We start from the raw sequence: 24,113 nt of genomic DNA on the forward strand, positions 1-24,113 counted from the left end.
ATTCCATTGTAACGCTTAATGCATCTGGAGTTTTGAACATGGACATCTCTCATTTATTAACCGACTCTTCCCGTAATATGGAAGCTTCTTTAGTTCGCGAATTACTGCATTATAGCCAGCAGCCAGAAATGTTATCTTTGGCTGGCGGTTTGCCTGATGAAAATCTGATGCCAAACTATCCTGATTTGTCCATGATGTTGGACAGTCAACAATACGGTGCAAGTGAAGGGGAGACAGAACTACGAGAATTAGTGGTGTCACTTGCGAGAGATATTGGCATTCATACTACAAAGAACAATGTGTTAATAACCAGCGGTTCTCAGCAAGGCTTGGATATTGCAAGTCGGCTAATCCTGGATGGAAACTCTACCATTTTAACAGAGCAACCAACGTATCTTGCTGCTTGTCAGGTATTTAATCTGCAAGGTGCAAATGTCCAAGGTGTTGAGTCTGATAAGCATGGCATGTCAATACCAGCACTGCGTGATGCAATAGAAAGAAGTAAACCAAAAGCAGTGTATTTGATTCCTAACTTTCAGAATCCTGCTGGTCATTGTTATGGGCTAAAACGACGCCAAGAAATCGCTGCATTATTGGACGAAAAAAATATTCTCCTTATTGAAGACGACCCTTACCGAGACCTTTGTTATGAAAATGTGGATCTTACGCCAATAACGAGTTTAATGCGGAGTGCACCTTGGTTATATCTGGGAAGCTTTTCGAAAATTTTATGGCCAGGTCTTCGAGTTGGCTATGTTGTTTCTTGCGATGCTTTTTCCCCTTATTTGGTGAAAGTTAAGCAAGCGATTGATCTTCACAGCAACCGTCTTAGCCAGCATCTTATTACCTCATTTGTCAGATCTGACGCTTACCCGGCGCACCTTAAAAATCTTCAACAAGAGTACAAAGTTAAACGAGATGCGATGGCGAAAGAACTTAAAGAACGCCTTGGTGATGTAGTTGAATTTACTATTCCATCGGGAGGTATGTTTTTCTGGGTTAAATTGAAAAATGGTCTTTCTGCTATAAAGGTTATGGAATCAGCTCTTGAAAAAAATGTTTTGGTTTTACCTAGTGTTCCTTTTTATCCGACCAGACACCCAGAAAGTGATGCTTATCTAAGGTTGAGTTTTGCCAGAGTCTCGATCAGCGAAATGAGCCGAGCAATTTCTATTTTATCCATTGTTATTCGTGACCAAAGGGAATAAACGGTACATCATTTTTATATTTTGAATGGCCTTGGTAATGTTTTTTGTGGCTCTTGTCTGTATTGGCGAGATGAACCGTCTGTGACTTATTAAAATAATATTGACTTGCATTTGTTAATGGTTATCATTTGGCTGTCGAATTATAAAATTAAATTAGGTTGTATTAATGATTAACGCTCGTCTTCTTGCTTCGCTATCTTTGCTATTCATTTCACTTTTTCACCATCTCCAAGCTGCTGAGCGTATTGCTGTAGCTGGTGGTTCTATTACGGAAATAATTTATCGACTTGGAGAAGAGCAGAGAATTGTTGGTGTTGATTCAACCAGCACATTTAACGATGCATCTAAGCATCACGCACTTTTAGGTTATGTGAGAAACATCTCTGTAGAAGGGGTGTTGTCTTTAAAACCAGACTTATTAATTGGTGAAAGCGATACAGGGCCCACTAAAGCGTTGGAACAAGTACAAGCTGTTGGGCTTAAAACCGTCATTGTTGATGCAGACGACACGATCCCTGCAATAAAAAGTAAAATAGAGCAGGTGGCTAAGCTGCTAGATGTGGAAGGAAAAGGTCAAAGTCTAATCGAAGAAATGCAAGTTGATATAGACGCATTGGCCTATGCAAAACAACAACTTTCTAGCACGACAGCTTCGCCAAAAATACTCTTTTTATTAGCTCTTGGTAATGGTGCTCCTATTGCTTCAGGATATGGCACATCGGCAGATACTGTGATTACTGAGGCTGGTGGTGAAAATGTATTACAAGCCCAAAGGGGTTGGATTAAGCTATCTCCTGAGTCCTCTCTAGCTCTAAATCCAGATGTTATTATCGTCATGAATCGATTTGATAATACTCTCGGTGATATTGCAGAGCTTCCCCATTTTAAATACACCGATGCGGTTAAAAAAGGTGCTGTTTATGGCATTGATGGTAACTATTTGCTTGGCTTTGGCCCAAGAACACCGCAAGCAATAGTGGAATTAGGAACCATGATTCATGATCAGTTCCCTTTACCTGAAGGCTATCATTTCCGCTATAAACGCAATACTCAAGGTAATGCCGGTCATTAAACAATGATAGATACCATAACGTTGAGTCAGGGGCGCAGTAAACTACAATTTATGGCGATTCCATTCATGTTGGGGCTAATGATAGCCAGCTTCTTATTGGCTATTAGCATTGGCGCCATGTCATTGTCGATTTCAGAAATCGCCAACTATGTTAGCCATGGCTTTTTAGTCGAACATCGTTCATTAAGTACCAATGTGCTATTTGAAATACGCTTACCAAGAACCCTTCTTTCTCTTGCTGTTGGTGCTGCGCTAGGAATGTGTGGCGCTGCTATGCAGGCATTATTTAGAAACCCGCTAGCTGACCCAGGGCTAATTGGTGTCGCAGGTGGTGGCGCGTTTGGTGCGGTTACTATTATTGTCTTGGGGAATGCTATTTTTCCTAATTTTATGGACTTCTTTGGCTCTTATGCGCTTCCTCTGGGAGCCATGCTAGGCTGTCTTGGTGTGTGCGCTATTATCTATAAGTTGAGTAATCGGCAAGGGCAATTCACCATTATCACATTGCTGCTTTCAGGCATTGCCGTTAATGCTATAGTAGGAGCTTTAATAGGTATTCTGACTTTAATCAGTACTGATGAAGAGCTTCGTGAACTTACCTTCTGGACAATGGGGAATTTAGGGGGAAACAATTGGTCACTTACTCTTCCTGTGCTGGCACTGATTAGTATTAGCTTAATTGGGCTTAGCCGCTTAGCAAAACCTTTGAACCTTTACTTACTAGGTGAAGCCCAAGCTCAACATTTGGGTATTGCTGTTTCCCAACTAAAAAAGCAAGTATTTTTGTTTACTGCCATCGCTATTGGTGCTGCAGTGTCTATTAGTGGCATGATAGGTTTTGTGGGGTTTGTTGTACCTCATTTGGTACGTATTCTTATTGGCCCAGATCATAAATACTTATTTCCCACCAGTATGCTTTTAGGTGCTAGTTTTCTGACTATTACTGACATTATTGCTCGTGTTGCTATCATTCCTGCAGAGTTGCCTATTGGTTTGGTGACAAGTGCATTAGGTGGGCCTTTCTTTTTGTTTGTTCTTTATAGACAAACCTCTCGATTCTAAATAGCTAACAATTAGGAAAAAAAATGTCGATTGAGGCGCAAGACTTATCTATTTCTATAAGAAATAAAACGCTATTAAAAAAGGTCAATCTGACTATTTCTCCTAATGAATTAACAGTGCTTATTGGACCAAACGGAGCAGGGAAATCGACCCTGTTAAAAACCTGTTGTGGTGATATGCCTAAAACCAGCGGCACTCTTTCTATCAATACAATTGCACTAGATCAGTTTAAGCCAGTCGAGCTTGCCAAAACTCGTGCTGTTATGACTCAGTCTTATGAAATGGGATTTAGTTTTAGTGTATTTGAAGTGGTTTCTATGGGGTGCTTTGCTTACGAAGGGCAAGTCTCACAGCAAGAAAAAAACGCGATTATCCTGGATGTCATGCGTTTTATGGATATAGAGTTTCTGTCTGACCAAAACTTCATGACGCTGTCTGGCGGCGAGCAACAACGAACTCAACTAGCACGAGTACTTGCACAGCTTTGGTTTCCTTATGATCAAGAAGAAGCTCGTTATTTATTCCTTGATGAGCCAACCTCTAGTTTGGATGTGTTTCACCAGTATCATGTACTTTCCCTTGCTAAGGAGCTAACAAAGCGCAATATTGGTGTGCTCGCTGTTGTTCACGATCTTTCTTTAGCTGCTAGCTTCGCGGATAAACTCATTCTTTTAAATAAAGGGGAGATCGTCACTCAAGGTAAGCCAGAGCAAGTATTACAAAGGCAGAATCTTGATAATGTGTATGGCATTCGAGGTGAATTTTTTCATCAATCAGATAAGGTAAATCCCGTTATCGTGTTAGACAGAAAACAATAAGTTATCTTCATCTTCTAGTGTAATAATGACAGAAAAGAATACATAAAAACGCGAGAGTCCAGTCATATTGGCTCTCGCTTTTTTAGTTCTTGTTTTTCTAGCTATGTGAAACCTTGCTTTAGCTTAGGAAACAATAGCCTCAGCAATCGCTCTCCAAGCAAGATTTTCAGGATCTCGTTCGACGCGCTTGCCGAAGAACTGGGCTACTTGATTACTATCCGCATCATACAACTCTAGAGAAGTAATAATACCGTCGACAGTAGGCTTTCTAATCACCCAAGCACTTGTTATGCCAGACATTAGTAAATGTAAGTTAAATTCAGGGTCTAGAACATTTAACCAGTCACCCATTTTTACTATTTTGTTAACTTCACCAGAGTGGATTTGAATCCCTCCTTTGTTGCCAACAAAACACATAATAGGTACTTGCTCTTTAGAGGCTGTCTGCAATACATTTTCTAATTTATCGGTATCAAAGCGTTGGGCGAACTCATTTCCAACCAACCTAAAAGACTGTTCACGAGAAATATTATGACTTTTTAGTAATCCTATAAACTGGTGAACATCTGTCATATTTGACCAATCTTCAAACAGCTTTGCTTTATCCACTTTTTCATCTACAGCGAAGCTTTCTTCAGCCGTCGTTTCTTCTAGTGTGATGGTGGCGCTCTGATCTTCACTCACATAGGTTTTAAGTAACGTTTCAAATGCCTGAAAGTCACTTTCGGGTTGTAGATAGAGCTTCTGAATGGCCACCCCTTCAGCATCAAAGAACTGTAAGCTATAGCGGTCAACTGCACCCACTGTTTCTTTTACCGCAAAACCATGTTTCCAATGCTTGAGAAATAAGCGTAAATCGATGCGTTTATCATCCGATATAATCAATCCCATACCCATAGGGCCGCCAACTTTTACATTGCCGTAAATGCCTTTTCGCTCATGGACGGCATAGTCATTACGCAGCAAAATCATTACGTAACCAAGGCTAGGAAGATCTTTCAGTAAAGATTTGAAATCACCGTTTAAACGGAGGCTTTGCAAACCAATTTGGCTTTCAATGACCTCCAGCTCACTGACTGTAATCCCTTTCGCCACATCACGACGTCGTGCTTTAGGGTTTTCCTTAACATAGTGACTGTATTTTATAGCCAGATCTGTTTCTTGAATTGGCTTATTAAATAACTCAGGTAATGACATAAATACTCCAATACCTTAGAACGAAGAGGTGAGCGATAATTTATAAGAACGACCTGCTTCTAACAACTCTTCCGAGCCCTGAAAAGTATAGTAAACAATTTCATCAGTTAAATTGTTTATACCGAAACGTATTGTTGTATTCTCAAATACCTCTTTACTCACTCCTACGTCAGCTAAGAAGTAAGCTCCTATTGTTTCTGTGTTATCAGCATCGGTGAATTGAGTACCTGTATAGCGAGCTGCTGCATCTAAATCAAAACCAGAAAAGATATCCTTATGGAAATAGTTCGCCTTCGCTAAATGCCTAGAACGCTCTGTTAACTCTTTACCTGTATCATCATTTTCAGTATCAAGGTATGTGTAACTAAGGTTTAACTTTTGAGATGTGGAGTCATTAAAGAAAGACCAAGAAAGCTCTAATCCCTTCAAAGTAGCTCTATCAACATTGGTATATATAAGGCTTGTAATGCTGCCTGATGTTGATGATGTAGTGGTTATTAAATCGTCAACTTTAGTATGAAATAACGTTGCAGAAGCTGATGTATTCTTTTCTTTGTATGTAAAGCCAGCCTCTGTTGTTTTTGCCGTTTCCGGCAATAGATCATCATTACCTACATATTGACGAGTAGGACCTGCACTAACAACATAACTGGATGACCCTTGGCTCAGAGAGGGAGCCAAATAACTCTCGCCATAACCCATTTTAAAACTAACGGAGGGCGTTAGTTTATTGAAAAAGCTCACTTTAGGACTAGATTCACGGCCATATTTACTATGTGAGTCATAGGCTAAACCAAGGGTTATATTTGTATCGTCTGTTAATTTAACGACATCTTGAATCGTTAATGTTGTCGAATTAATTTTATCATTAAAGACTGTTGTATCATCACGATCCGCTTCTTCTTCTCTATAGTTCACACCAAAACTGAGATAGTTATTCTCATTTAATTGGCCTTGAGCATCAATGGAAAGATCATCTTCTTTTACTTGCCATATTTTGGTCCCTTCAATCACATTGGCTTCACCAGACACAGCAGAGACGGACGTATCAAAACCAGCTACTTCAGTAAAATACTCTACAGTGAAGATTTGGTTTTCAATATCGGTAGAATTTGAGTCGCTACCTCTCGAAAGCTGGTCACTTTCTTCATCAGAGGAAAGAACACCAAATTCAAGCCGATCTCTATTTTCTAAATCAATGCCTAGATCAACTTGATAGTTATTCACATCTCTTCCGGTTTGCAAGCTATTTAACTCATCATCATCTAAAATCCAATCCGTAGTGGAGGTTTCACCTGATATTAAAAGATCGGCATTCTCGCCCAAAGAGCCAGAAGCCGATAAGCTCAAGCCTTGGCCATCACCACCGTTCGAGCTGGCCATTTTTTCTGTATACAAGGAAAGCGAGCCTGACCAATCCGATGTTGCTTCTTTAGTAATAATGTTAATGACACCGGCTAAAGCATCAGCACCATATAAGCTCGATCCTGGCCCACGAATGATTTCAATTTTTTCAATATTAGCCAGGGGTACTATTCCGTAACGATAAGCTGGTTCAGATGGAACGCTTCTATCCGTATTTGGTATGCGCCTACCGTTTACCAGAATTAACGTTTGCTCTGAAATTAACCCTCGAATTTGTGGGGAGAGTGACGGGTTATTCCCCGTTTTTACCATCTGAATACTAGGTGTCGTGGCTAATACGTCAGTTAAGTTTGTTGCACCACTCGCTGCAATGTCTTCAGCGGTTACAACCGTTACTGAACCAGAGAAGCTAGCTTCATCTACAGGCGCTTTTGCAGAAACAATAAGAGAGTCTAATTCAATAGATGATTCGCTTTCTGCGAATGTTGGAGCACTAACAACTAAACAGCTGCAAACTAATAAAGCGAGTTCTTTTTTCTTAAATGGCATGATTTCTTTAACCTAAATAATTGTGAATGGGTGTTTGCTTGCATGTTGCATCTCTACAACCAATAGCGTTGATAATGGTAATAATTATCATGTAGATTTGCAATTGCATCTTTGAAATTGACAAAAAGGACTATGTTTTCCTGTAGCGGCTCAAAATCACTAAAATAGCCACACTGTTTATCGGCGATTTATCAAAGCGGTATCAGAGGAATGTTATAAACAAAATCATTGCTTCTTTTTTGTATTTAAAACCGGCGTGGTAAAGCTTTTCTGTGATTTATGGTGGCTAGTAGTTTCCTCTTTTCAGGGGACACGTTAGAATCTTGTTTTTATAATTGTCTAGAATAGGAATTATGTAATGGGCAGAGCCTTTCAAAACCGCAAAGAGTCCATGGCAAAAACGTCTGATCAAAAAGCCAAGGTTTATAGTAAATACGGCCGTGAAATTTATGTTTGTGCGAAATCCGGTGGTATCGACCCTAATGGTAATTTGGCCCTACGTTCTCTGATCGAGCGCGCAAAAAAAGATCAGGTGCCAACGCACGTTATCGATAAAGCAATTGATAAAGCGAAAGGTGGTGGTGGAGAGGACTTTGATACAGCCCGTTACGAAGGTTTTGGCCCTGGTAATACAATGGTTATTGTTGATTGTTTGTCAGACAATCCAAACCGTACTTTTGGCGATGTTCGTACTTGTTTTAACAAAGTGAAGTGCAAAATCGGTGGTCAAGGCAGTGTTAGTCACATGTTTGATCACAGTGCAATTTTTGTTTTTGCTGGTGATGATGAAGAAGTTGTTTTAGACGCTCTTATGATGGCTGATGTTGATGTAACAGATATTGAGCTAGAAGACGGTAAAGTGACTGTTTTTGCCCCAAACACTGATTACGGCAAAGCAAAATCCGCATTAGTAGAAGCTCTTGGTGAAATTGAATTCGAAGTTGATGAAATTCAATTTGTGCCACAAAATATGACTGAAATCAATGGCGAAGAAGTTGAACAGTTTGATCGCTTTCTTGATCTTTTGAATGATCTAGATGATGTTCAACGTGTTTACCATAACGCTGAATACTAAACTTTAAAAAGGACGCAGCTGCATAAAGCCACTGCGTCTTTTTTTATTGAAGTGTAATCAAACGAAAGTAGGGCGTAATTTATGGGAAAAGCCAAGTCTCAAGTGAAGTCTCCCTGTATTCATATTTGCTCTTTGAACGAACAGAGTGTCTGCACTGGGTGTTATCGAACGGGTAAAGAAATTTGTTTGTGGGGGAGTATGGATGAAGCTTCTCAGCTTGTGGTTATGAAAAAAGTTCGAGAGCGCGAAGCGAAAAGTCCATTTGTCAGTAATTAATCTGTCCCCATCTTTTTCAATAGGCCAGTCCTTGGCTATTTCAATATTATTTTTCCGCCAGTTTGTTTTTTAATTCAATCCACTGGGACATGTATTTCGTACTTTTCAAGCTATGATGTCTGAGCATCAATCCCAAAAAATGTTTTTTTCGTAAGCTATTTTTGAGTTGATTTTGTACGATTAGTCGTTTTGTTAAAACAGGCCCCCATTGCGTTGCTTGATAACGGTATTCTAGGATTCGATTACCGTTTTGTTGCATCAATTTCCAGTTTCTTTTGTCTTCATAGAGAGAAACGGCCGCATCGACAAAAGTGTCATTGTTGTCTGCGACCACACCGTTCCAAGGCAAATTTCCATGCATGGATTCTGACCCAATAGGCGTTGTAATACTTGGCGTGCCCATTTGCATGGCTTCAACCAGTTTGCCTTTTATGCCGGCGCCAAAGCGTAAAGGAGCTAAACAAATTCGTGCGTTTTGCATGACTGCTTGTGCGTCTTCTGCCCAACCTTTCACTAAAAAACCTTCTTTTGCATTATGCAATTGTGTGGCTTTGGGAGGAGGGTAAGCGCCATAAATATGGAGTTCAGCGTTTGGTAAGCGTTTACGTATTTTTGGCCAGATTTCAGTTTTCAATTGCAGCACAGCATCCCAATTCGGGGCGTGACGAAAATTACCAATGCTGATGAAATGTTCTCGTTTTTCAAAGGTTGGCAATGTGTTCATGTCGTTTGATGCGTTGAGCATAAAAGGTAGGTGCAGTAGATGTGTTTCCGGAACTTGAAATTCATCCATTAAAAGCTGGGTTTCAGTTTCGGAAATCATCAGCGTAAGGTCGCAACGGTGAATGGCGGCAATCTCTCGAATACCATGGTCGCTATAAAGATCTTCTAATTGAAACTCTCGACCTTGCTTTAAGGCTAAGTGTCTAGCTTGTCGGAATGAGTGAAGGTCCTCGGTGTTTAAAACCCGCAAAGAATCTGGGCTGAATTTTTCTACTCGCCAACCAAATTGCTCTTCCATCATGAAGCGATCAAAGATCACGATGTCTGGCTTTTTATCGACGATATATTTGTCGAATGAAGCGTCATTTAAATCAATATGGTCTGGAGTAATGCCTAATAAAGATAAGTCTGCCATGTGTTCCGTTTGTTGAGATGGGCTTGCAAAAGAAATTTGCCACTGATTCTTATGGAAGCAGTTGAGTAACTGCATCATGCGGCTGCCAGCAGCAGAAGAGTTTGGTTCTGGCCAGACATAGCCAATGATTAGTAAATGCACAGTGCTCTCTATTTAATAAAAGAGTTAAAGAAAAAAAGGCTTTTTAGATTCAGGATTTAAACGAGAATCAGGACATATTCGTTTGGCTATTGTATCATGGCGAACAGATTTGTGTTGCCTGCCTCGTTTGTAGGAATTGTTAGGCAAGACGTAAGCAAAACATGACGTTGAGAAGATAATTATGATCATCAAACCAAAGATTCGTGGATTTATTTGTACAACAACACATCCAGTGGGTTGTGAGCAAAATGTAAGAAATCAAATTGCTTTTACTAAGGCTAAAGGCAAAGTTGAAAATGGCCCTAAAAAAGTACTTGTGATCGGTGCGTCTAGTGGTTATGGATTGTCTTCTCGAATTGCTGCAGCGTTTGGTTCTGGTGCGGCGACGATTGGCGTCTTCTTTGAAAAACCAGGTACTGAGAAAAAAACAGGTACAGCCGGTTGGTACAACTCTGCCGCCTTTGACAAAGCTGCGAAAGAAGAAGGTTTGTATTCCAAGAGCATTAATGGCGACGCTTTCTCAAACGAAGCTCGTGATAAAGTGATTGAATTGATCAAAGAAGATCTTGGTCAAGTTGATATGGTGGTTTATTCATTGGCTTCTCCAGTGCGTAAAATGCCGGAAACAGGTGAAGTTATTCGCTCTGTTCTTAAGCCAATTGGCGAACCGTACAAATCTACTGCGATTGACACAAACAAAGACGTGATCATCGAAGCGGAAATCGAACCTGCGACAGAAGAAGAAGTAGCCGCAACGACAACGGTTATGGGTGGCCAAGATTGGGAGCTTTGGATGTCTGCTTTGCAAGAAGCAGGTGTTTTGGCAGATGGCGCTCGTACAGTAGCGTATTCTTATATTGGTTCTGATATCACTTGGCCAATTTACTGGCACGGCGCGCTAGGTAAAGCAAAAGAAGATTTAGATCGTGCTTCTGCCGCGATTGATAGTAAGCTTGCTGCAGTGAATGGCGGTGCGAATGTTGCTGTATTGAAATCTGTTGTGACACAGGCTTCTTCTGCTATTCCTGTTATGCCTTTGTACCTTGCGATGGTTTTCAAAGTGATGCGTGAAAAAAATATCCATGAAGGTTGTATGGATCAGATTTACCGCATGTTCTCTGAGCGCTTATACAACAATAACAATCCATCTGAACTTACCGACGATAAAAACCGTCTGCGTTTGGATGATTGGGAATTGCGTGAAGATGTTCAGCAGGCTTGTCGTGACCTTTGGCCACAGATTACAGACGCTAATTTGTTTTCTGAAACAGATTACCAACTTTATAAAGATGAGTTTTTGAAGTTGTTTGGTTTCGGAATTGATGGTGTTGATTACGAAGCGGATGCTGATCCAGTAGCAGACTTTGAAGTTATTACTCTTTAATTTCTATTAAGGGTAATGAAAGAAAGGAGTTTAGCTTGGGCTGAACTCCTTTTTTAATGTCTATTTATCTCTTATAGTATACCAATTCGTACTTTGGGGTGATTATGAAGCGATTTTGTTGGTTACTTGGTGTTATGTCTTTTGTGGTGAGTGCTCAAACGATAGAGCGTAAGCCTGTGGACGTTATTTATGGTAACCAATTAATACGCTCTGAACATCAGGTGGTTTTAAGTTCTCCTGATGCGGTTTCCGTCATTCCTGCTGAGCAGGTGGAGCAGACTTTAGGTCCAAATTTTGTGATTGCTGCAGATGGCAGCGAGCTGTCTTATTTGGAAGAGAACGATATCGCAAAACGTGAGCAAGAAATTTACGACGAGGTAAATCGCCGTACGGAAGAGGCGCCATTTACTGTGTTATTTACTGGTAATATTCCCGAAAAAATCCAAGAAAGACGCTTGAGGATGATGCCTGAAATAGGTGTTGTTAACGAGAGTATTCCTGACTCTTCAAGTAACCCTCTTGATGTTGGGGCTTTTTCTCCTGTTGGTCAGGGGGTAAATTCACCAAAAAGCTCAAATGCATCCGTAGAAGAGCTAGAAAAGCTTGATGCGTTAATTGGCGGTTGAGTTTTCTTCTATTTTAGTTGTTTCATCATGTTGTGGCTTTGATTTTCATTGTGAGAATTCAGAAGCTCTGCTGACTGCCAATCGGTAAGTTCAGATGGAAATGCTTTATTGTGAATAACAATTCTAGTGCTGCCTACAGAGTCTAATTTTTTTTCCATGAATTGAATGAAATCTTCCTTTTGTATGGCCTCTACTGCTTTTATCCATTCTTCATCGAAATTAAAGTTAGGTTCTTTTTGCGCGATTTGTCGCCACTCGCTGAGTGCATTGTCACTCAGGTTTTTTGCTTGGAGCTTGAGTTGATTTAAAAGTGTGCTTTTGGCTGCATCGAAATCTTCTTCTGCTAGTGTACTGAGTCGACTTCTTTGCTCTAAAAGGAAGGTGTTGATTGCATTGACTAGCGTTAAGGTATCTTTGTTAGGTGACTGTATTACTAAGCCTAATATTGGGGTGTTGCGTGTGCTCAGATTTTGCGTGCCCACAATGTAACCAAGTTGCTGGTTGGTTCTAAGGTCTTGATAAAAAGGGCTGTTTATTATTTTTCTCATGACAGAGAAATAAGCCTTTTGCGTTATTGTTTCATCATCTTCAAGCTCTTGGGTACTTGTGTCTATGAGTGCATATAAAACAGCGCTGTCATCGCTACTTGAGTCAAATTGATGGTGTAGTTTTTGTTGTGCTGGTAGGGCTTTTGTTTGTATTGAAATACCTTCTCTGTCTGCTAATCTTCCATCAAATCTTTCATACAGTGTGTTTGCTAGTTTCTCTGTTTGTTCTCTGGTTAAGTTACCTGTGCTGTAGCCAACCACACTAAAGTTGTTGCGCGCATTCTTCATAAATTCCTGCAAATCGCTAAGTGAAGTGGTCGCAAGAGATTCTTCAAGCTGCTTAGTGGTGAAGCTGTTCTTTGTAATAAGTGTATTTAATGCGGAATTGGCACCTTGATATGCTTGTTTGCTCGTTTGGTTTGATAAGTCTTTTTGCAGTTGCTGCTTGGCAAGTTCAAATCGATCAAATGTGGGGCGAAATAGAAACAATTGATCAATCAACCAGATGAGATAATTGTTTTGTTTGTCTGAATAGCCGTTTGTACGTAGGGTCACACCATTTACGTGAGGATAAAAATTAAAACCTAAACCTGCGAGATAAGGTGTGTGTGTGTATTCGCTTACGCTCTCATTAAATAGTCGGCTCCAAAGTCGATTAAGTAGTGTGTTTTTGGCTGTGTCAGCAGCATTATCAAATCGCAGAGCTAAAAAGTTCATCGCAGTGGGTTTGTGAAAGCTAGAATCTGATTTATGCCAGTAAGAAAAGCCTTCTTTTTGGAAAACGAGAGATGGTGCTTCATCCTGTTCATTAATCATGGTTAATGATTCTGGGATGAAGTTATTTTTTTCTGGTAGAGTGACGAGTGTACTTTTCACGGCTAAGTTCATGAGGTCGAGAAAAGGTTGGCTGAAAAAAATGTTGCTGTATTCACTTTGATACCAGGGTTCGATTTGCCATTCTGGTGTGTCTTTTGCCCAGTGATTCGGCATTTCTTTATTGGATGTGACTTGGATGAGTAAGTTTTCAGTATTGAGTTGTTGGAGAAGGTGGCTTATGTCTTCTTTGCTGGCCATCTTGTCTATTCTGAAGCTGCTCAATAAGTCTTTCGTTGGTACTTTAAGTGCTTTTGCTGACAAGGCGCGCGCCAGATTTTGTGGGTGTACATAACTTTGATGATTAAACATCATTTGGCTTAACTTGAGGCCTTCCTCCAAATAAATGGGGTTAATGGAGGAGGATCTCAGTAGGTTTATTGTGGCAAAAAAACGTTGTGCCACAGTGTCGATTTTTTCCATTCCCGCTTCGGTTAACCTCATTTTGACAGTAAAGAAAGCATTGCTTCCATAATCTGAGCTGGTGTTGGCGGAGATGCTATTAATAAGTCCTTCAGATTTTAACGAGGCATAGAGCGAGCCTTTATTTTCATTTCCTAAAATATAAGACAAGTACCTTGTGGGTTGTGTTTTGTAATTGAGTAATTGGGCGTCTATTTGGTAGTAAAAATAGAGCGTGTCTTTATCGATAAGAGGGCGAATAAATTGCAGGCGAGGTTTGTTAATTGGGATGAGTGTCGGTGGTAGCGATTGAGTTTGTTCTGGCTGTGCTTGTTCAGACTGTAATGAGGCTCTATCTGGAGTCTTTTGAGTAGACACAGATTGGCTTGTTATATCAGAAAAATATTCTGTGGCAAGCCTCGCCATTTCTTCATAAGAAAGATTAGCAACCATTACCAGTGCCATGTTTTCTGCATAATAGTTTGCTGTATACAAAGACAGTAATTGCTCTCTTAGTGGGTTTTCTGGTCTGTCTTTAAGAGTGTCTAGATTACCGACAGTAAATCTATTGTATGGGTGGTCTTGGTTAATTAGTGTTTTGAAAGCTTGGTTGTTGCGTCGACTCTCGTTTTTAAATTTTGCTTTATATTCTGCATCGACTGCATTTTTCTCTCTTTGAGTGAGTGATTCACTGAATAAAGGCGAGATGAAAAACTGTGCGAAGCGATCGATGGCACCTTCATAGCCAGAAGGTTTTATGTCAAAAAAGAAGTTTGTTGTGTCTGTGCTTGTATAGGCGTTATGCGTGCCACCATGAGTACTGATATAAGATTGATAGTTGCCTGATTCTGGGTATTTTTCTGTACCTAGAAAAAGCATGTGTTCCAAGAAGTGAGCAAGCCCTTGTTGGTCTTTAGGGTCATTAAAGCTGCCTACATTTACAGATAAAGAAGCAGAGAAACGCTCGGCTTGAGGGTCGTTTATTAGTATGACCTTAAGGTGGTTTGGTAATGTGGTTGTGTAGTAGCTATTTTGATCCGTTAGGCTTTTATTTGGAATGATGGTAGCTGTAGGAATAAGAGGTGTGCGATCCATGTTGTTTTGATTCATTAATTCATCTGTCTCTGGATTTGTAGAAACTTTGACTTCATCCGCTAGGATGGGATATGACGCGAGTGCAGTAAGCAAAGCGAAAAAGGGAATGAGCTTCTTAATAATATGAATCATTGATTCAGATTAACTGAAGCTTATGAGTAGACGCAATGGGGGGTTTTGCTTTCCATTGCGTCAAAGTAAAGAATTTATTGAGCATTAATGGATTGGCCGTTGATTGTAAGGCTGTCTTTACCGATTAAATATAAGTAAAGCGGCATGATATCTTCAGGCAGTGGTAGTGTTTGTGGATCTTCTTCTGGGAATGCAGTGGCTCTCATGCTGGTTCTCGTTCCACCAGGGTTGATCGCATTTGCGCGTATGTTTGGAGACGACGTTGCAAGCTCGGCCGCAAATAGTTGCATCATGGCTTCGGTAGCGAACTTGGAAACGGCATAAGCACCCCAGTTTGGCCTTGCAGTGCGACCGACTCCGGAAGACGTAAAGATAATGGAAGCCTCTTTGGATTTTTGTAAAAGTGGCATTAGAGCTTGTGAGAGCAGTAATTGGCTGGTGACGTTCACTCGCATGACTTGTTCGAATAAAGTTGGGTCGTAGCTCGCTAAAGGTGCTCTGCTGCCGAGTAAGCTGGCATTGTGAAGGGCACCATCCAGATGGCCGAATTCATTTTCAATAGTGTTGGCTATTTCTAGGTAGTCGTGTTCTGCAGCGCCATCCAGATTGAGCGGAATGATCGCTGCTTGCGGATAGCCGAGATCTTCAATTTGGTCGTAAACGGCTTCGAGTTTTTTTGTAGTTCGACCTAACAAAATCACAGTTGCGCCGTATTTTGCGTAGGTGATGGCTGCGGTTTTTCCAATGCCATCACCTGCGCCAGTTACAAGAATGATCTTGTCTTTGAGTAGTTGATCTGGAGCTTGATAAGTAAACATATCTCCTCCTTTTGCCTAATTGAGGCTTAGGGTTTTTGAGTGTGCATTAGGTAGTTTACAGACACGTCTTTGTCGTTCAGTTTGTAGACCTTAGTGAGTGGATTATAGGTCATGCCTGTCATGTGCTTTACTTCTAGTCCTGTCTGTCTTGCATAGTTGTTTAGTTCGGCAGGTTGAATGAATTTAGCGTAATCGTGAGTGCCTTTTGGAAGCATATTTAAAATATATTCTGCTCCAATAATGGCAAATAAGTAGGCTTTAGGGTTGCGGTTTATAGTAGAGAAGAAAACATGGCCGCCAGGTTTTACAAGAGTCATGCAGGCTTTAATTACGGAAGATGGGTCTGGAACATGCTCAAGCATTTCTAGGCAAGTGACCACATCGTATTGGCTAGCTTCCCGCTGGGCGATTTCTTCTGCTGTGATTTTCTCGTAGTCGATATCGAGTTGAGATTCTTCTAAATGTAGTTTGGCGACAGCGAGAGGTGCTTCGCCCATGTCGATGCCTTTTACATTTGCACCAAGTTTTGCCATGGCTTCAGATAGAATGCCGCCACCGCAACCTACATCGATCACTTTTTTGCCGGAAAGTCCGCCTGTGTTTTCGTTTACATAATCTGTGCGTAGCGGGTTGATATCATGTAATGGTTTGAATTCATTTTCTTTGTCCCACCAACGACTTGCAAGCGCTTCAAACTTCGCAACTTCATTTAAATCTACATTGTTTTGTTGTGGGTTGGTCATATGTATTTCCCCGTCTTTGTTTGTCGCTAGAGAATTTAGAGCTTACTCGATGTGCTGAGTTAGTGAGTGTGTTTTCTAGTATAACGCCAACCATGAGGGTGACCAATAGCTAACTCATATATTAGGTACGAGCAAATTTCTTGTTTGGTTTTCTTTGATATTCGACAAGAAGGCAAGAAACTGAGAATCAAATGCAATTATGAGCAACAAAACATACAGCTTGAAGGAGTGTTATTTATTTCCTTATGTTACAATGCAGCGCTTATAAAAAGAGATGATGAAGTCTGTCAGGCTTCCGAGGCATAAGGATCGATTGTATCTATGGGTGAATTAGCCAAAGAAATTATTCCCGTCAGTATCGAAGATGAACTTAAGGGGTCTTATCTAGATTACGCAATGAGCGTAATTGTAGGTCGAGCATTACCTGATGTACGTGATGGGTTAAAACCTGTTCACCGTCGCGTTCTATTTGCGATGAATGAACTTAAAAATGATTGGAATAAACCATACAAAAAGTCGGCACGTATTGTCGGTGATGTAATCGGTAAGTATCACCCTCATGGTGACTCTGCTGTATACGATACGATTGTTCGTATGGCTCAACCTTTCTCAATGCGTTACACGCTGGTGGATGGTCAAGGTAACTTCGGTTCTGTCGATGGCGACAGTGCGGCAGCAATGCGTTATACCGAAATCCGCATGGCAAAAATTTCTCATCATTTATTGATGGATCTTGAGAAAGAAACAGTTGATTTTGTGCCTAACTACGATGGCACAGAGTTTATGCCAGAAGTATTGCCTGCACGTGTTCCTGGTTTGCTTGTAAATGGTTCTGCCGGTATCGCCGTTGGTATGGCGACCAATATTCCACCTCATAACTTAGGTGAAATTATTGATGGTTGTCTTGCGGTAATTGATAACGCAGACGTCACCATTGATGAACTGATCGAACACATTCCAGGGCCAGATTTCCCAACAGGGGCCTTTATTAATGGTCGTGCTGGTATTGTTGAAGCCTACAAGACAGGGCGCGGTCGTATTTACATGCGCGCTCGTCATCATTTTGAAGACATGGAAAAAGGCAATCGCCAAGCCATAGTCTTTACTGAAATTCCTTACCAGTTAAACAAAGCAAAAGTCATTGAGAAAATTGCCGAGCTTGTGAAAGAGAAAAAGCTGGAAGGCATCAGTGAACTTCGTGATGAGTCTGACAAAGACGGCATGCGTATTGTTATTGAACTGCGTCGCGGCGAGAATCCAGACGTTGTTGTTAACAATATCTTTGCTCAAACTCAATTGCAGTCTGTGTTTGGTATCAATATGGTGGCCTTGGTTGATGGTCGTCCACAACTACTAAATCTGAAACAGATTCTTGAATGCTTCGTGAAACACCGCCGTGAAGTGGTGACTCGTCGTACCATTTTTGAGCTTCGTAAAGCGCGTGAGCGTGGCCATATCCTTGAAGGTTTGGCTGTGGCTCTAGCAAATATAGATCGCATTATCGAATTGATTCGTACTTCTCCAACATCTGCAGAGGCAAAAGAGAAGATTGTTGCTGAATCTTGGCAGCCAGGAAATGTTGTTGCCATGCTTGAACGTGCTGGTGCTGACGCTTGTCGCCCAGATGATCTTGATGCAGGTTACGGCTTTGTTGATGGTGCTTATCACTTATCACCAGATCAAGCGCAAGCGATTCTAGATTTGCGTTTGCATCGTTTGACTGGCTTAGAGCATGAGAAATTGCTTGGCGAGTACAAGGCTCTAATTGAGTTGATCGCTGAATTGCTGAACATTCTTTCTAATCCAAATCGCTTGATGGAAGTGATTCGTGAAGAGCTTGAAGAAGTTCGTGATAGCTTTGGTGATGCACGTAGAACGGAAATTATCACTTCTCGTCAAGATCTAACTATTGCAGACTTGATCGATGAAGCGCCAATGGTTGTGACAATTTCGAATACAGGTTATGCGAAATCTCAGCCTCTAGAAGAGTATCAAGCTCAGCGTCGTGGTGGTCGTGGTAAGTCTTCGGCTAGCATGAAAGATGAAGACCATATTGAGCACCTTCTTGTAACAAGCAGTCACGACACCATCATGCTTTTCAGCAACTTTGGTAAAGTCTATTGGTTGCGTGTTTTTGAGATTCCTGTTGCGAGCCGTGGCGCCAAAGGTCGTCCAATTGTTAACTTGTTGCCTTTAAGTGAAGGTGAATCTATCTCTGCTTTATTACCTTTGCCTGTTGTTGAAGACACAGAGAAAGAGGAAGGTGATGAAGATGTTGCTGACGAAGCAAATGTAGAGTCAAGTAGCTACATCTTTATGGCGACTGCGAAAGGTACCGTTAAGAAAACGGCGATGCAGAACTTCGCTCGACCTCGTTCTACTGGCTTGATTGCATTGAGCTTAGATGAAACAGACGAGCTGGTGGGTGTATCTGTTACTACGGGCGAAAACGATATCATGTTGGTGTCTTCTTCTGGTAAAACTATTCGTTTTAAAGAGTCAGACGTTCGTCCAATGGGTCGTACAGCGGCGGGTGTTCGAGGTATTCGATTGAGTGAAGGTGCGAAAGTGGTTTCTCTGATCGTTCCTGAAGAGGGCTCTGCTGTATTGATGGCTTGTGAAAACGGCTTTGGTAAGCGTACGGCAGTGGAAGACTTTCCAGTTTATGGTCGTGGTGGTCAAGGTGTTATCGGTATCCAAGTATCTGATCGTAACGGCCCAGTTATTGGTGCGGCTCAGGTTGAGGGAACGGATGAAATTATCTTGATTACTGATCAAGGTACCTTGGTTCGTACTCGAGTGACGGAAGTGTCTTGTCAAGGGCGAAATACACAAGGTGTAACCTTGATTCGTTTGACCAATGACGAGCATCTAGTTGGCATTGAACGTGTCGTGGAAAATGATGAAGGTGATATCGAAATTGATGAAGCAGATGATGCGGTTGTCGATCAAGCGCCAAATGATGGCGACGAATCCCCTGATATCACAGAAGCTGATACGGAATAGTAAATAAGCGGCGCACCTAGGTGCGTCGCTTTTATTGTAGATGGGTCCTGAATACTAGAGGTAATAAGCAGGATGAGCCGAGTATATAATTTTTGTTCTGGTCCGGCAGCGCTTCCAGAGACTGTTTTGAAAAAAGCACAAGCTGAGCTATTAGACTGGCATGGCGCTGGTGTTTCCGTTATGGAAATGAGCCATAGAAGTACTGAGTTTATGTCTATTTTGGCTTCGGCTAAAGCGCGTTTAGCTCGTTTGCTTGATGTTAATGATGATTATGAAATTTTGTTTGTTCAGGGGGGGGCATCGACTTTATTTTCCCAGATTCCTGCCAACTTGGTGAATGGCTTTGGTTCCGCTTGTTACTTAGACACAGGTGCTTGGTCTTCTAAAGCGATTAAAGAAGCAAAACGCTACACCAAAGTAAATGTTGTTGGCTCTTCTAAAGAGCAAAACTATTCCACGGTTCCTGATTTTTCTAATCTTGAGTTAGATGAAGCTGCTGCCTACTTACACCTTTGCCCTAATGAAACAATTGGCGGTGTAGAGTTTTCTGATTTGCCTGAAACGAATTTGCCGATTGTGGCAGATTTGTCTTCGACTATTTTGTCGAGAAAAATTGATGTTAGTAAGTACGGTATGATCTACGCAGGCGCGCAAAAAAATGTTGGTCCTGCTGGTGTGGTTATTTGTATCGTGCGTAAAGATTTATTGGCTCGATCTAGTGATGAATTGCCTTCCATTTGGAGTTTTGCGAATCTAGCCGCGAATGACTCGATGATAAATACGCCTCCTACGTTTGCTATTTATTTGGCTGATCTTGTTTTTGAGTGGCTTGAAGAACAAGGCGGTGTTGAGGTGATTGAGGAAATCAATATTCGTAAAGCGCAAGCTTTGTATGATTTTATCGATTCTAGTTCGTTCTATTCAAATCCTGTTGATCCAGCGTTTAGATCTCGTATGAATGTGCCTTTCATTTTGGCAGATCAATCTTTGGATGCTTTATTTATTGAAGAATCAGAAGCGGCTGGTTTGCGCACGTTAGCAGGCCATCGTTCTGTTGGTGGAATGCGAGCAAGTATTTATAACGCCATGCCGATGGAGGGTGTGCTTGCCTTGATTGATTTTATGCGCGGTTTTGAAGAGCGTCACGGGTAATAATATGTCTAACTCTAAAGAAATAGTGCCTGATACATTGCCATTGTTGCGCGATCGTATTGATTCGATTGATTCACAGATTCAGGTGCTTATTAATGAACGTGCACGCTGTGCTCAAAAAGTGGCTGAAGTGAAGCTTGCTGAGCAATCTGATGACGTTGTTTTTTATCGTCCTGAGCGTGAAGCACAGGTCTTAAGGCGTGTAATGGAACGCAATGAAGGGCCTCTTGGTAATGAAGAGATGGCGAAAATTTTTCGTCAAGTGATGTCTTCTTGTCTTGCCTTAGAGAAACCCATGCGCATTGCGTTTTTAGGGCCAGAAGGCACCTTTACTCAACAAGCGGCATTGAAGCACTTTGGTAAATCTATCCTAAGTGCGCCAATGGCAGCTATTGATGAAGTCTTCCGTGAAGTGGAATCAGGCGCGGCAAATTATGGTGTTGTGCCCGTTGAGAATTCAACAGAAGGTGTTGTAAACCATACTTTAGACAGTTTTCGCGACTCGCGTTTGAAAATTTGCGGAGAAGTGGAGGAGCGTATTCATCATCATTTGTTGGTGAGCCCGAATATCAATTCGGAAGATGTGACGCATATTTATTCTCATCAACAATCATTGGCACAATGTCGAGCTTGGTTGGATCGCTATTGGCCGCACGCAGAGCGTGTGGCTGTTAGCTCTAATGCGGAGGCGGCTCGTCTTGCTGCTGATGCTGGTCGAAGTGGCCGTGCCGTGGCTGCGATTGCAGGTGAAGTGGCGTGTGAATTGTATGGCTTGATTAAGGTGTCGGCGAACATTGAAGATCGCCCAGACAATACGACACGATTTTTGATTGTGGGTAATCAGGATGTACCGCCTAGTGGTAAAGATAAGACATCTTTATTGATTAGTGCTAAAAACGAGCCTGGTGCCTTGTATTATTTGCTTGAGGCATTTGAGCGTCACGGTGTAGATATGACGCGATTGGAAACTCGGCCATCACTAATGAGTCGCTGGGGGTACATTTTTTACATCGACTTCATTGGGCATTATTTAGATGATGCATGTCGTGCTGTGATTGATGAGCTACGTGAAAAAGCATCCGAAGTAAAGGTGTTGGGTTCTTATCCTGTGGCTGTACTTTAAGTCGATAGTCACTTTTTAATATTGCTAGATATGTCGCGCTTTGATAGATAAGAGTAGTTTTTTAATGCCACTGGATACTATGCCTCAAGAAAAAAATAAATTCGGTAATGTCATGATTATTGGTCTTGGCATGATTGGTGGTTCTTTCGCTAAAGCTCTGAAAGATCGTGGTTTGGCGACACTATATGGCGCTGATCGTCGAGACGGTGAATTGGCGTTAGGTGTGTCTACTGGAGTGATCGATTATCCAGCTCAACTTACTGAAGATTATATCGCCAGGATGGATGTTATTGTTTTAGCAACACCTGTTCGAGCCATGGAGTCTGTTTTAAAAAGAATAAAGCCTTTTCTTTCGGTGGATACTTTGGTGACAGATGTTGGCTCAACAAAAGGGAGTGTGGTTGAGTCTGCGCGTCGTGCTTTTGAGGGGGTGCCGTCGAACTTTATTCCCAGCCACCCAATTGCGGGAGCAGAAAAGAGCGGTGTTTTAGCTGCTAATCCTTTGTTGTTTGAAAAGCACATGGCAATCGTGACGCCTTTGTCGGACAGTGATCCGGTTTTGCTTGATCTTTTACATCGTATTTGGCGAGCCATTGGTGCAGACGTTGTGAGTATGGATGTCGAGCATCATGATCATGTTTTAGCGTCTTCTAGTCATTTGCCTCATTTGCTTGCCTATACTTTGGTTGATGCGCTTGCTAATAGTGAACGCAGTCAGGATGTATTCAAGTTTGCCGCTGGCGGCTTTAGAGACTTTACTCGTATTGCTTCTAGTGACCCTGTCATGTGGCGCGATGTTTTTTTGGCTAATAAAGAAGCCACATTGGCGACGCTTGATCATTTTACTGATCGCCTTGCGGATATGCGCTCTGCGATCGAGCAAGGTGATGGTGCGAGTATGTTTGGTGTATTTACCCGAGCCAAGTCTGCACGAGATCATTTTCTTCGTTTGTTAGAGCAACGTACAATGGGCTCGACAAAAGAAGTGCGACCAACTTCTGTTTCAGTTTTGCCTGCTTCTGTTATTAAAGGTGATATTTCTTTGGCGGGTGACAAATCTTTGTCACACAAAACCATTACCATAGCTGCGCTTTCGGAAGGGGTGAGTGATTTACAGAATATTGATCTTAGTGTTGATGTTCGAATTACTATGCAAGCCTTTCGAGATATGGGTGTTGTCATTGAGGAGGTCGCATTAGATCGTTTGCGAGTGCATGGTGTCGGGCTTCGTGGTCTTAAGGCACCAATAGCACCCATTAATATTCATGAATCTCGGGAAAGTTTGTATCTCTTGTTGCCAGTGTTGGCGGGACAATCATTCGTAACTACTGTTGTTGGTGAAGGTGAGCTGTTAAAACAACCTATGAGTGATTTGTTTTCAGTTGTCCGTGAAATGGGCGGGAAAGTCGCTTCTGATGTGGAGGATTGTTTGCCTATCGTCTTAACGCCAGGGCAAGTAACAGATGTTTCTATTGACTTAACTAGTGGGTCTGAGCGTTTAAAAATGTCGGCTTTTTTGGCAGCTTTATATTCACAAACAATGGGGCGTGTAAGGCCATTGTTTGAAGAGTTATCTCATTGCGAGGTCTTGTTACGTCAATTTGGAGCGGTTGTTTCTGAGTGCGATGGTAGTTTTCAAATAGGTTCATCATCATTATCTGGCGTAGATATCGTACTTTCCGGTGATGTGCACGAAGCTATGTGGTGGACGTTGCTGGCAAGTTTACTTCCAGGTTCTGAACTTAATATGAAGAATATAGGTCTAGACTCTGTTTCGTTTGATTACCTTTCGTTTTTGCAATCTATTGGGTTAGATGCGTCTGTGCCAACGAAAAGTGTCTTAGGAACAGGGTTGCGCGAAGGGGAGATGCATGTTGTATTTTCTGAATTGCAATCTTTCACATTAAGTGCAGAGCAAAGCTATCGATTTAGAGAGATGTTGCCACTTTTATGTGTTGTGGCTGCATATGCCAACGGTGTAACGCATATGAATGGTATTAACGCATTGCCTTATTACTATGAAGATAGAGTATTCGCTCTAGTTGATGCGCTTGAAAAAGTGAAAGTACGTTGTACTTATGAAAATGGCGAATTGATTATTTATGGCTCTGTTCCGCAAGGTGGTGAGCTTGATTGTGCTGGCGATGATCGTTTGGCGTTGGCCATGCTGGCACTTGGTGCAAGAAGTAAATCGACTACAGTCGTCAATGACTGTCAGAAATTATTAGAAGAATTTAATGAGTTGGAGAACATTGCAGAGCAATTAGGTTTCCATTGTTCGGTAATGCAGTAGTTTTTTAAGAGGAATAG

The 24,113-nt window shown here is 41.5% G+C and carries 18 protein-coding genes; 12 read left to right on the top strand and 6 right to left on the bottom strand.

All coding sequences use genetic code 11. The features are described from left to right. Nucleotides 1-38 precede the first annotated feature (38 nt). The 4 genes from ABFY09_RS08205 (at nucleotide 39) to ABFY09_RS08220 (ending at nucleotide 4,160) form a co-directional block, all read left to right on the top strand. Nucleotides 39-1,208, top strand: coding sequence for a PLP-dependent aminotransferase family protein (locus tag ABFY09_RS08205; RefSeq protein ID WP_347983824.1), 1,170 nt, complete (start codon nucleotides 39-41; stop codon nucleotides 1,206-1,208). 166 nt (nucleotides 1,209-1,374) lie between these two features. Further along, nucleotides 1,375-2,280 (top strand): ABC transporter substrate-binding protein, encoded by a 906-nt coding sequence (locus tag ABFY09_RS08210; protein WP_347983825.1) that lies wholly within the window; start codon nucleotides 1,375-1,377, stop codon nucleotides 2,278-2,280. A gap of 3 nt (nucleotides 2,281-2,283) precedes the next feature. After that, the gene (locus ABFY09_RS08215) at nucleotides 2,284-3,342 is read left to right on the top strand and encodes an iron ABC transporter permease (protein WP_347983826.1); all 1,059 of its coding nucleotides are present in this window, start codon (nucleotides 2,284-2,286) and stop codon (nucleotides 3,340-3,342) included. A 23-nt stretch (nucleotides 3,343-3,365) separates the two neighbouring features. Next, nucleotides 3,366-4,160 carry a heme ABC transporter ATP-binding protein gene (locus ABFY09_RS08220; RefSeq protein ID WP_347983827.1) on the top strand — a complete coding sequence of 265 codons (795 nt, stop codon included), beginning with the start codon at nucleotides 3,366-3,368 and terminating at the stop codon, nucleotides 4,158-4,160. Between the two features lie 123 nt (nucleotides 4,161-4,283). On the opposite strand, the gene ABFY09_RS08225 is transcribed toward ABFY09_RS08220, so the two are convergent. Beyond that, on the bottom strand, nucleotides 4,284-5,357 hold the full coding sequence (locus ABFY09_RS08225) for a ChuX/HutX family heme-like substrate-binding protein (protein ID WP_347983828.1): 1,074 nt from the start codon (nucleotides 5,355-5,357) through the stop codon (nucleotides 4,284-4,286). Nucleotides 5,358-5,372: 15 nt separating this feature from the next. Beyond that, on the bottom strand, nucleotides 5,373-7,271 hold the full coding sequence (locus tag ABFY09_RS08230; RefSeq protein WP_347983829.1) for a TonB-dependent receptor: 1,899 nt from the start codon (nucleotides 7,269-7,271) through the stop codon (nucleotides 5,373-5,375). A 358-nt stretch (nucleotides 7,272-7,629) separates the two neighbouring features. On the opposite strand from ABFY09_RS08230, the gene ABFY09_RS08235 reads away from it, so the two are divergent. Then, the gene (locus ABFY09_RS08235; protein ID WP_347983830.1) at nucleotides 7,630-8,346 is read left to right on the top strand and encodes a YebC/PmpR family DNA-binding transcriptional regulator; all 717 of its coding nucleotides are present in this window, start codon (nucleotides 7,630-7,632) and stop codon (nucleotides 8,344-8,346) included. 81 nt (nucleotides 8,347-8,427) lie between these two features. Continuing rightward, on the top strand, nucleotides 8,428-8,622 hold the full coding sequence (locus ABFY09_RS08240) for a DUF1289 domain-containing protein (protein WP_347983831.1): 195 nt from the start codon (nucleotides 8,428-8,430) through the stop codon (nucleotides 8,620-8,622). Nucleotides 8,623-8,668: 46 nt separating this feature from the next. Here the strand turns inward: ABFY09_RS08240 and ABFY09_RS08245 are convergent, their stop codons facing one another. Next, a complete protein-coding gene (locus tag ABFY09_RS08245; protein WP_347983832.1) occupies nucleotides 8,669-9,901 on the bottom strand; it encodes a glycosyltransferase in 1,233 nt (410 codons plus the stop codon). A 181-nt stretch (nucleotides 9,902-10,082) separates the two neighbouring features. On the opposite strand from ABFY09_RS08245, the gene fabV reads away from it, so the two are divergent. Both fabV and ABFY09_RS08255 read left to right on the top strand, forming a co-directional pair. Further along, nucleotides 10,083-11,285, top strand: a complete 1,203-nt coding sequence (gene fabV / locus ABFY09_RS08250; RefSeq protein WP_347983833.1) for an enoyl-ACP reductase FabV — start codon at nucleotides 10,083-10,085, stop codon at nucleotides 11,283-11,285. A 104-nt stretch (nucleotides 11,286-11,389) separates the two neighbouring features. Continuing rightward, on the top strand, nucleotides 11,390-11,911 hold the full coding sequence (locus ABFY09_RS08255) for a hypothetical protein (protein ID WP_347983834.1): 522 nt from the start codon (nucleotides 11,390-11,392) through the stop codon (nucleotides 11,909-11,911). An 8-nt stretch (nucleotides 11,912-11,919) separates the two neighbouring features. On the opposite strand, the gene ABFY09_RS08260 is transcribed toward ABFY09_RS08255, so the two are convergent. The 3 genes from ABFY09_RS08260 to ubiG form a co-directional block, all read right to left on the bottom strand. Continuing rightward, nucleotides 11,920-14,961 carry an insulinase family protein gene (locus ABFY09_RS08260; RefSeq protein ID WP_347983835.1) on the bottom strand — a complete coding sequence of 1,014 codons (3,042 nt, stop codon included), beginning with the start codon at nucleotides 14,959-14,961 and terminating at the stop codon, nucleotides 11,920-11,922. 74 nt (nucleotides 14,962-15,035) lie between these two features. Next, nucleotides 15,036-15,779, bottom strand: coding sequence for a YciK family oxidoreductase (locus tag ABFY09_RS08265; protein WP_347983836.1), 744 nt, complete (start codon nucleotides 15,777-15,779; stop codon nucleotides 15,036-15,038). Nucleotides 15,780-15,805: 26 nt separating this feature from the next. Continuing rightward, nucleotides 15,806-16,522 (bottom strand): bifunctional 2-polyprenyl-6-hydroxyphenol methylase/3-demethylubiquinol 3-O-methyltransferase UbiG, encoded by a 717-nt coding sequence (gene ubiG, locus ABFY09_RS08270; RefSeq protein WP_347983837.1) that lies wholly within the window; start codon nucleotides 16,520-16,522, stop codon nucleotides 15,806-15,808. A gap of 321 nt (nucleotides 16,523-16,843) precedes the next feature. Here ubiG and gyrA point away from each other — a divergent pair, with 321 nt between their 5' ends. From gyrA to ABFY09_RS08290, 4 genes are all read left to right on the top strand, one after another. Continuing rightward, entirely contained in the window at nucleotides 16,844-19,528 is a 2,685-nt protein-coding gene (gyrA, locus tag ABFY09_RS08275; protein ID WP_347983838.1) for a DNA gyrase subunit A, read from the top strand. 72 nt (nucleotides 19,529-19,600) lie between these two features. Then, on the top strand, nucleotides 19,601-20,680 hold the full coding sequence (serC, locus tag ABFY09_RS08280) for a 3-phosphoserine/phosphohydroxythreonine transaminase (RefSeq protein WP_347983839.1): 1,080 nt from the start codon (nucleotides 19,601-19,603) through the stop codon (nucleotides 20,678-20,680). Between the two features lie 4 nt (nucleotides 20,681-20,684). Next, complete coding sequence (gene pheA, locus ABFY09_RS08285; RefSeq protein ID WP_347983840.1) at nucleotides 20,685-21,803, top strand: prephenate dehydratase; 1,119 nt, start codon at nucleotides 20,685-20,687, stop codon at nucleotides 21,801-21,803. Between the two features lie 64 nt (nucleotides 21,804-21,867). Next, nucleotides 21,868-24,096 (top strand): prephenate dehydrogenase/arogenate dehydrogenase family protein, encoded by a 2,229-nt coding sequence (locus tag ABFY09_RS08290; protein WP_347983841.1) that lies wholly within the window; start codon nucleotides 21,868-21,870, stop codon nucleotides 24,094-24,096. Nucleotides 24,097-24,113 lie beyond the last annotated feature (17 nt).

Source organism: Marinomonas sp. 5E14-1 (assembly GCF_039939215.1).
Lineage (GTDB): Bacteria > Pseudomonadota > Gammaproteobacteria > Pseudomonadales > Marinomonadaceae > Marinomonas.